This window comes from Dysgonomonas termitidis (assembly GCF_042654545.1).
Lineage (GTDB): Bacteria > Bacteroidota > Bacteroidia > Bacteroidales > Dysgonomonadaceae > Dysgonomonas > Dysgonomonas termitidis.
The window spans coordinates 1-1,078 of the sequence record NZ_JBHSGN010000207.1 but is presented as its reverse complement, the minus strand read 5'-3'; the positions used below and the strand labels follow the sequence as shown (position 1 = coordinate 1,078).

1 protein-coding gene is annotated in these 1,078 nt (G+C 42.3%); it reads right to left on the bottom strand.

The window, feature by feature from the left end:
- Window positions 1-1,078 (bottom strand): transposase (locus tag ACFO6W_RS26205; protein ID WP_380002103.1); only part of this gene is annotated, 1,078 nt, incomplete at both ends.

Below are 1,078 nucleotides of genomic sequence, written 5' to 3'. Positions count from 1 at the left end.
TTGAGTCTGTTCACATTTCCTTCCACCAAGCCATTGGTCCATGGATAACGTATAGCATTACAAATTGCATCCCTGTCCCGGATTATTCCATTGACAAAAGAATTTATATTCTTGATATTGAACTGTTTTATTTCGGTTATCCAAGTATCTAGGGCATCTTCATTATCGCCATTAATAATCTTACGGAAAGACTGGCTAATATACCGTAATTCTTGCAGTAAGCTACTGGATGTAATAATTTCCTGAGCAAACTGGCTTTCACGGTTGCGTTTGCCTGTAGCTTCGCAGACTCCCCATTCGGGATTCGATACATATATAGCCAATTTACGCGCCGATATGGCTCCAAAGCGAATTTTCATTTCGATTTGCGGACTTATAGCCTGTTGTTTAACTTTATACTTGCCGGATTTATAGTCAGGAAAACAATAACGGAACCATTGGTAAAAAGGCGCAACCTTACCACGGAAACCTTTCCGGGAAATAGACCGGAATATATCCTTGACAGTTAACCCTTTGCGGCACCCTCCTTTTATTTCATCCAGATAATCCTCATAATTATTCGTGAATGTTCTGAACCTGGGGTGTAATTCCTGTCTGGCTAAATAATACCGCACCATGTTCCGGTTGATATGTAGGGTCTTTGCAATCTGCCTTTGAGAGAATCCGGATTTACTTAAGCGATGGATCTGTTCGAACAGTTCCTGCCGGCGATGAAGAGATGGTGGCCGAATAAAATCGATATCGGTACCGGTATCCGGCATATCAGAGGGCACATTTATATTTTCCGGATGAATATCCGGCGTTCCCTTTTTATGTTCTTCAGTAAAGGTTTTCTTTATTTCCTGATAGCGCAGGAGTACTTCGTCATAAATAGTATCACTCAGATTTTTTACCAGATGGAACTTATCTGCGATCTGGGAACTTCCGGGCAAAGCATCAGTGATAGCCTTGGCATAACTGCTGGCCCTGTCTCTGGTAACATATTTGACTTGCGGATATCCTGACAGCCATTTAACGACATCGGCATAGTCTCTGGAAGCCAACAAATCGATGGGGTGTCCGGTTTTAGCGTTGACAA